The organism is Mycobacterium interjectum, assembly GCF_900078675.2.
Taxonomy (GTDB): Bacteria; Actinomycetota; Actinomycetes; order Mycobacteriales; family Mycobacteriaceae; genus Mycobacterium; species Mycobacterium interjectum.
Genome location: NZ_LT546237.1, coordinates 1,778,105 through 1,785,089 on the forward strand (window position 1 = coordinate 1,778,105; position 6,985 = coordinate 1,785,089).

Consider the following 6,985-nt stretch of genomic DNA (forward strand, 5'->3'; position numbering starts at 1 on the left):
CCCAGCACCCCGATGAGTTCGTCTGCCGCGGCGGCATATTCGGTGCCCATCGACGACCACGCCTCCGCAGCGGCGAGCAGCGGCCCGGAACCCGGGCCGCTGCTGAGCAATGTGGAGTGCACCTCGGGCGGCAAGGCGATCCAAATCGGGGCGGTCATCGTCGGGGGCCGTCGGGCAGGAACACGAATACCTCTTCGGTGGACGTCGTCGCGGGCGGGGGCTTGCCTTCAGTGGTCGGTTTGCCGGACCATTCGGTTCCCGTCCTCCGCCTTTCGACGCCTTTGCGCGGCGACCGGGCATACGCAACGATGCAGGGATGCGGTGTGACGTTGCGCGTGAGGCGCTTTCTGCGCGACTGGACGGCGAGCGTCCGCAGGTGCTCGCGCAACAGGTCGATGCCCACCTGGAATCGTGTCGGAGTTGCCGCACCTGGCTGATCGGCGCGGCGGTGCAGTCGCGCCGGTTGTCCTCCATCGAGCCCGGCGAGGGACCGGACCTGCTCGACAGGATCATGGCGAGCCTCGATCAGCAATCCCCCGCGTATCAGCGCTCGGTGCGCTGGTTGCGGTCGCGCTACCGGCGCTGGGGGCTGATCGCAGTCGGCGTGTTCCAGGTGGCGATCGCGGCAGCCCAGATCAGCGGCGTCGATTTCGGCATGGTGTCGAGCCACATGCACGGCGCGATGTCGGGCGAGCACCTGATGCACGAGTCCACCGCGTGGTTGCTGGCGTTGGGTCTGGCCATGATCGCCGCGGGCATTTGGCCCGCCACCGCTATCGGCGTGGCAGCGATTACCGGTGTGTATTCCGTCGCGCTGTCGAGTTACGTGGTCGTCGACGCCTTCGCCGGCGAGGTCACCGCGGCGCGCATCGCCAGCCACATGCCCCTGCTGTTGGGGCTGGTGTTCGCGTTGCTGGTGGCGCGCGAACAGGTGCGGACCCGGCGGCCCCGCACGTCGGGCAAGGACGCCGACTACCCCGACTGGCCGTCGGAGGCGCCCGGCGGCCGGCGACACCGCCATCTCTGGCCCATCAACCGCACGGCTCCGCACCCCACCGCAACGTCTACGACAAGCCGTCGTAGACTGACGACGCCCGCACAACGAAGGTGGTTGGCCATGACCGCGTCAAGCGACGACGAGGCCGTTACCGAGCTCGCGTTGGCGGCCGCGCGGGGGAACGAGCGAGCGCTCGAGGCCTTCATCAAAGCGACCCAGCAAGACGTCTGGCGGTTCGTCACCTACCTGTCCGACGCGGGTACCGCCGACGACCTGACGCAAGAAACCTTCCTGCGGGCGATCGGCGCCATCGAGCGGTTCTCCGGTCGGTCCAGCGCGCGAACCTGGTTGCTGGCCATCGCGCGCCGGGTGGTGGCCGATCACATTCGCCACGCCCAGTCGCGGCCGCGCACCGCCGCCGGCGCCGATCCCGATCACTTCCTCGGCGGTGACCGCCACGCCCGCGGATTCGAAGACCTGGTCGAGGTGACCGCGTTGATCGCCAACCTCACCACCGAGCAGCGCGAAGCGCTGTTGCTGACCCAGCTGCTGGGGCTGCCGTACGCCGACGCCGCCGCGGTCTGCGGTTGCCCGGTGGGCACCATCCGGTCTCGCGTCGCCCGCGCCCGCGATGCGCTGCTGGCCGACATGGAACGTGAAGACCTGACCGGCTAGCCAGCGGCGATCGCAAGCGCGGCAACCCATTTGGCGGCCTCGTCGATCGTGCCCACCGCCGTCACCCCGGGCGGAAGCGGCGGCCTGGCCACCATGACCACCGGAATGCCCTGCGCGGCGGCGGCATCCAGCTTGGCCCGGGTCATGGCGCCGCCGCTGTTCTTGGTGACCAGCGCGTCGATGCGATGCTCGCGCAGCAGCGAAAGCTCGCCGTCGTAGCGATAGGGGCCGCGCGACAGCAACAGCCGGTGGCGGCGCGGGAGAAAGGCAGGGTCCGGCGCGATGACCGCGCGGATCAGAAACCAGGCGCCGCTCTCGGCGAAAGCCTTGACGCCCGAACGCCCGGTGGTGAGGAAGACCCGTGAGTAACGTTGCTTGCCAACCGTTTCCGCCGCTTCCACGTCCGATGCGACGACGATCGCGTCGCCCGGCGTCCACGCGGGCCGGGCCAGCACCAGGTGCGGGATGCGGAGCTCGGCGCACGCTTCGGCGGCGTGGGCCGTCATCGTCGCCGCGAACGGGTGGGTGGCGTCGACGACGGCGCCGATGCGTTCGTCGCGCAGCCAGCGCCGCAGCCCGTCGACGCCGCCGAAGCCGCCGATCCGCACCGGGCCGACCGGCAGCGCGGGATCGGGGACGCGCCCGGCCAGCGAACTGACGATGTCGATCTGCGGGTGCAGGGTTTGCGCCAGCGCGCGGGCCTCCGATGTGCCGCCGAGTAAGAGAATCCGCATCAGTGCCGGCTCCCCCGGGTCCGCCCGGCCGAGTACAGGTAGCTGTCGGTGAATCCCTCGGCGGCCAGCACGTCGCCGACGATGATCACCGCGGTCTTGGTGATGTTGGCGTCGTGCATCTGGCCGGCGATGTCGGCCAGCGTGCCGCGCAGCACGGTCTGCTGAGGCCGGCTTGCGAAAGCCACTACCGCGGACGGTGTTTCGGGGCCGTAGCCGCCTTCGAGCAGCTGCGGGACGATCGCGTCGATCTGGGCGGCGGCCAGGTGCAGCACCAGGGTTGCCCCGGACCGGGCGAGCGCGGCCAGCTCTTCGCCCGGAGGCATGGGTGTCGACAGGGTGGCCACCCGCGTCAGTGTCACCGTCTGTGCCACCCCAGGGACGGTGAGTTCTCGTTTCAACGCGGCCGCCGCGGCGGCGAAAGCCGTTACACCGGGCACGATTTCGTAGTCGATGTCCAGCGCGTCGAGTCGGCGGCACTGTTCGGCCAGCGCGCTGTACAGTGACGGGTCGCCGGAGTGCAGCCGCGCGACGTCGTGGCCGGCGGCGTGCGCGTCGGCGATTTCGGTGAGGATCTGCTCGAGCGTCAACGGGCCGGTGTCAACGACTTTCGCGCCGGGCGGGCACAGCGCCAGCAGGTCGTCGGGCATGATCGAACCGGCGTAGAGGCAGGTCGCGCACGTTTGGAGGAGCCGTTGGCCGCGGACCGTGATGAGGTCGGCCGCGCCGGGGCCCGCGCCGATGAAATAGACCGTCACCTCGTCACCGCCCATTGGGTGACTGGCATCTGCGGGCGCCACCCGGTGAAGCCGCCCAGCGGCTCGCCCTGGTAGTGCTGGAAACGTTTCAGCTGGCCACCGTGCCGCGAATACGATTGTGCGAGCAGGGCTTCCGATTCGGCCGTGACCGCGTTGGCCACCAGCCGCCCCCCTGGAGGCAGCTGGTCGAGGCAGGCGTCGAGCAGACCGGGTTGGGTCAGTCCCCCGCCGATGAAGATCGCCGACGGCGCTTCTGCCCCGTCGAACGCCGCCGGTGCAGTGCCGCGGACGTCGATGGCGACGCCGAAGGCCGCGGCGTTGGATTCGATGTTGAGGCGGCGCGCCTCGTCGCGCTCGAACGCCGCCGCGCTGCAACCCCGCCAGCTCAGGCACCATTCGACGCTGATGCTGCCCGAGCCCGCGCCGACGTCCCACAGCCGCTCCCCCGGCCGCGGCGCCAGCGCGGCCAGTGTCACCGCGCGCACCCCGTGTTTGGTGATCTGCCCGTCGTGGTCGAACGCGTCGTCGGGATAGGGTGACATGCGTTCGTCGGGCAGGTAGCGGACGGCCACGAGGTTGAGGTCGTCGACGTCTTGCGGCGGATCGTCGGCCCACTGGCGCGCGGTGCCGTCGCGGCGGCGTTCGGTTGGGCCGCCGAGGTTTTCGAGCACGCTGAACTCGGAGTCCCCTCGGCCGGACGCGTTGAGCAGTGCGGCCAGTTCCCTGGGGGTGGAGGCATTTTTCGACAGCACGATCGCCTGGCCGCCGCGGCGCACCGCAGTGTGCGGCGCCGCAGTGACCAGGCTGATCACCTCGGTGTCGTGGGCGTTCCACCCCATCCGCGCACGAGCCAGTGTCACCGAGGACACCTGCGGCAGCACCCTGACGTTCCCGGCGCCGTACAGCCGGATCAGCGTGCCGCCGATGCCGTGCAGGAGCGGGTCGCCGCTGGCCACCACGTGGATGTCGGCTACGGAGTCGACGGGCAGGCGTTGCAGCGCGGGCAGCATCGGTGACGGCCATTCGTGGCGGGGCGCGGGCACCGTGTCGTCGAGCAGGTCGAGCTGGCGCTTGGACCCGTAAATGACTGTGGCCCTTTTCAATTCGGCGCGCGAGGCTTCGGCGAGCCCCGCCATGCCGTCGGCGCCGATGCCGACAACGACGATCATCGCGGCATCCTGCGCCAGACGAACTGCGGCAGCAGCCGGAACACAAAAGCCACCGGGCCTAACGCCCACGGGATCCAGACGGTCCGCCTTTTCTTGGCCAGCGCACGCGCCGTGGCGATGGCCACCTGCTCGGGGGTGATGGGTAGCGGCGCCGGACTCATGCCCTCGGTCATGCGCCCGACGACGAAGCCCGGGCGCGCGAGCAGCAAGTGGACCCCGGTGCCGTGCAGCGCGTCGGCCAGCCCGTTGGCGAAGCCGTCCAAGCCGGCCTTAGCGGAGCCGTAGACGTAATTGGCGCGACGCACGCGCGCGCCGGCGATCGAGGAGAAGACCACGAGCTGGCCGCTGTCGGCCGCGCGCATGGCGGCGGCCAGGTGGGTGAGCATGCTGACCTGGTCGACGTAGTCGGTCCGCACGATGGACACCGCGTGGGCGGCGTCGGCCTCGGCGCGGGCCTGGTCGCCGAGGATGCCGAAGGCCAGCACCGCGGTGCCGATGGGTCCGTGTTTCGCGATGATCGAGGCGACCAGCGGGCCGTGCGAATCGAGGTCGTCGGCGTCGAATTCCAGGGTGTGCACCGCCGTGGCCCCGGCGGCCTTGACGGTCGCGACCTCGTTGTCGAGCTGGTCGGCTCTGCGCGCGGCCAGCACCACCGTCGCCCCGGGAGCCAGGCGGCGTGCGAGCTCCACGCCGATTTCGCTGCGGCCGCCCAGGATTAGTACCGGAGCCGCGCCCGTGTCGTCCACGGCTGCGATTATCGCCTGCGCTAGCGTGGGCGGTGATGGCGAATACCACTACGCGGCTGACCGACGATGCGCTGGCCTTTCTGTCCGAACGTCACCTGGCCATGCTGACCACGCTGCGGGCCGACAATTCCCCGCATGTGGTGGCGGTGGGTTTCACCTTCGATCCCAAGACGCACATCGCCCGGGTGATCACCACCGGCGGCTCGCAGAAGGCCGTCAACGCCGACCGCGCCGGGGTCGCGGTGCTCAGTCAGGTCGACGGCGCCCGCTGGCTGTCGCTCGAGGGCCGGTCCAAGGTGAACAGCGACGCCGACGCCGTGCGCGATGCCGAGTTGCGGTACGCCCAGCGCTATCGAACGCCGCGCCCCAACCCGCGGCGGGTCGTCATCGAGGTGCAGGTCGAGCGGGTGCTCGGCTCGTCGGATTTGTTGGACCGGGGCGAATAGCTGTCGTCTAGATCAGGCCGGAACGTCGACAGTTACTTTTTGCGCCGCGGGTCGTACTCAGTGCCTGAAATGTCATCCCAGAACTTCGGCGACACTTCTGTTGGTCGGTCTTCCTCGGGCACAGCATCTACTTTCTTCTGGAACTGATCGAACATCTTCCGTGCCCGCGCAAGCTTTTCTTCCGACGGTGGAGGAACACCCGCCTCCTCCGGTGTCAAAAAGATCTTTCCAGCGATTTCCCTGCTCACTTCTAACTCCGTCCTGATCTACGACTACTCACTCTTCTACCATTTCGATGATGGTCCGACCCGTCAGCGGATCCACTGTTTTGTCGACTACGAAGAATCTTGTATGCGCCGGGAACAGGACCTCTTGCTCCGCGGGGAACATCGAGTGCGCCGAGATATCGCGGCCTGTGCAAGAAAAAATTCTAAACTCAACGTTTCCGGCGAATGCCGGTGCCTGCGCGACGGCCGGATTTGTTGTCGTGCTCATAAAACCTTTTTCGATGACATATTCGCCCGGTCGATATTGGGCAAGCGCCTCGGGTGGCAGATTTGACCCACGAACCACCGCTCCCTCATAGGGTGGAAGCTTGGCAAGCGCATTATTTAGCGCTTCCACTCGGACATGTTGAGACGCGTCCAAGATATCGCTCCTTAACGCGTCGTTTAGGTCTATGTAGCCAGATCCAGTGTAGTGGGTTAGGGCAGAGAGATCATCCGAAGTCAATCCATCGCTAGGGCTCGAATAGTTACCCCCATCAGCAGGACCGTCATGGTCAGCCAGCCGGTCACCAGTTCCGTGCGGCACTCCGTCGTGGGCTGGCAGCTTGGATGGGTGACCGCCGTCCGGACCATGCGGTCCCCTGCCGTGCGGTGGAGTTCCGTCCGGATGGCCGCCGTCGCCATGCCCGTGCCAACCGCCGCCCGGCGGTTCGGGCGGTCGACCTGCCGCAGGCAGCAAATGCGGCGCCGTGGACGTGACGGACGGCGCGGGCTGCGACGAGTGCCCAGCCGCAGGCGCAGGTTCGACGGAAGCTCCGTTAGGCGCTAAAGGCTCGCGGACCGGCGAATGTTCAACGAATTGCGACGTCGTCGACGGGACGCGTTCCGCCGCGGCCGCGGGAACGGACGGCGCATGTGAAGCGGTCGCCGGGATCGGATCATGCGGACCACCCGCAGCCGGTGCGGGCGGAGCGGTAGGCGGCTCGTGCACTGCGCGCCCCGGCGGCACATCCGCGTCTGGCGGGCGCGGAACCGACTCGACGGGCGCCTCGAACTGCTTCGGCGCCGGCACACCCACCGGGCGGCCGCCGACGGGCGGCGGCTCGATCTTGGGCAGCTTCCCGGCAACGCCGTCAAGGTTCTTGGTCAGATCACCACCCGCCCCGGCGATATCCGCCAGGGCACTGCGGGCACCGGCGAGCCCACCGGCCGCCTCCGCGCCCGCTCGCCCTGCCG

At 68.9% G+C, this 6,985-nt stretch carries 11 protein-coding genes and 1 pseudogene; 4 read left to right on the top strand and 8 right to left on the bottom strand.

What is annotated here, in order from left to right:
- On the bottom strand, nucleotides 1-158 hold a 158-nt coding region (locus BN4348_RS42790; RefSeq protein WP_142308804.1), incomplete at its 3' end, for a PPE domain-containing protein.
- A complete protein-coding gene (locus BN4348_RS60455; protein WP_167670450.1) occupies nucleotides 155-403 on the bottom strand; it encodes a hypothetical protein in 249 nt (82 codons plus the stop codon). The genes BN4348_RS60455 and BN4348_RS42790, both read right to left, overlap by 4 nt.
- Here BN4348_RS60455 and BN4348_RS61455 point away from each other — a divergent pair.
- A pseudogene (locus BN4348_RS61455) lies at nucleotides 317-934 on the top strand (DUF2275 domain-containing protein); the annotation flags it as partial. The gene BN4348_RS60455 and the pseudogene BN4348_RS61455 sit on opposite strands and share 87 nt — an antisense overlap.
- Nucleotides 935-1,117: 183 nt before the next feature.
- Nucleotides 1,118-1,672, top strand: coding sequence for an RNA polymerase sigma factor SigC (sigC, locus tag BN4348_RS61460; protein ID WP_235852887.1), 555 nt, complete (start codon nucleotides 1,118-1,120; stop codon nucleotides 1,670-1,672).
- Here sigC and BN4348_RS42800 read toward each other — a convergent pair.
- Genes BN4348_RS42800 through BN4348_RS42815 form a run of 4 tightly spaced genes read right to left on the bottom strand, consistent with a single transcriptional unit; the run spans nucleotide 1,669 to nucleotide 5,076 of the window.
- Nucleotides 1,669-2,406: a cobalt-precorrin-6A reductase gene (locus BN4348_RS42800; protein ID WP_066913243.1), complete on the bottom strand. Its 738-nt coding sequence runs from the start codon at nucleotides 2,404-2,406 to the stop codon at nucleotides 1,669-1,671. The genes sigC and BN4348_RS42800 overlap by 4 nt on opposite strands.
- Nucleotides 2,406-3,161 (bottom strand): precorrin-4 C(11)-methyltransferase, encoded by a 756-nt coding sequence (gene cobM, locus BN4348_RS42805; RefSeq protein ID WP_066913257.1) that lies wholly within the window; start codon nucleotides 3,159-3,161, stop codon nucleotides 2,406-2,408. The genes BN4348_RS42800 and cobM overlap by 1 nt, the downstream gene beginning before the upstream one ends.
- Complete coding sequence (locus tag BN4348_RS42810; protein ID WP_066913245.1) at nucleotides 3,158-4,330, bottom strand: bifunctional cobalt-precorrin-7 (C(5))-methyltransferase/cobalt-precorrin-6B (C(15))-methyltransferase; 1,173 nt, start codon at nucleotides 4,328-4,330, stop codon at nucleotides 3,158-3,160. Before BN4348_RS42810 ends, cobM begins: the two co-directional genes overlap by 4 nt.
- The gene (locus tag BN4348_RS42815) at nucleotides 4,327-5,076 is read right to left on the bottom strand and encodes an SDR family NAD(P)-dependent oxidoreductase (RefSeq protein WP_066913247.1); all 750 of its coding nucleotides are present in this window, start codon (nucleotides 5,074-5,076) and stop codon (nucleotides 4,327-4,329) included. The genes BN4348_RS42810 and BN4348_RS42815 overlap by 4 nt, the downstream gene beginning before the upstream one ends.
- A gap of 35 nt (nucleotides 5,077-5,111) precedes the next feature.
- On the opposite strand from BN4348_RS42815, the gene BN4348_RS42820 reads away from it, so the two are divergent.
- Nucleotides 5,112-5,522, top strand: coding sequence for a F420-dependent biliverdin reductase (locus tag BN4348_RS42820; RefSeq protein WP_066913250.1), 411 nt, complete (start codon nucleotides 5,112-5,114; stop codon nucleotides 5,520-5,522).
- 32 nt (nucleotides 5,523-5,554) lie between these two features.
- Here the strand turns inward: BN4348_RS42820 and BN4348_RS42825 are convergent, their stop codons facing one another.
- Both BN4348_RS42825 and BN4348_RS62485 read right to left on the bottom strand, forming a co-directional pair.
- Nucleotides 5,555-5,770: a hypothetical protein gene (locus BN4348_RS42825; protein ID WP_084454190.1), complete on the bottom strand. Its 216-nt coding sequence runs from the start codon at nucleotides 5,768-5,770 to the stop codon at nucleotides 5,555-5,557.
- A 28-nt stretch (nucleotides 5,771-5,798) separates the two neighbouring features.
- Nucleotides 5,799-6,758, bottom strand: a complete 960-nt coding sequence (locus tag BN4348_RS62485) for an ADP-ribosyltransferase domain-containing protein (protein WP_328589061.1) — start codon at nucleotides 6,756-6,758, stop codon at nucleotides 5,799-5,801.
- Between BN4348_RS62485 and BN4348_RS60795 the strand changes: the two genes are divergently transcribed.
- Nucleotides 6,690-6,985: hypothetical protein (locus BN4348_RS60795; RefSeq protein ID WP_211145717.1), on the top strand; the 296-nt coding region annotated here is incomplete at its 3' end. The two genes, BN4348_RS62485 and BN4348_RS60795, sit on opposite strands and share 69 nt — an antisense overlap.

Coding starts and splice junctions, on each gene's coding strand:
- BN4348_RS42810 (WP_066913245.1), bottom strand. CDS start 4,330: ATGATCGTCGTTGTCGGCATCGGCGCCGACGGCATGGCGGGGCTCGCC.
- BN4348_RS42820 (WP_066913250.1), top strand. CDS start 5,112: ATGGCGAATACCACTACGCGGCTGACCGACGATGCGCTGGCCTTTCTG.
- BN4348_RS42800 (WP_066913243.1), bottom strand. CDS start 2,406: ATGCGGATTCTCTTACTCGGCGGCACATCGGAGGCCCGCGCGCTGGCG.
- sigC (WP_235852887.1), top strand. CDS start 1,118: ATGACCGCGTCAAGCGACGACGAGGCCGTTACCGAGCTCGCGTTGGCG.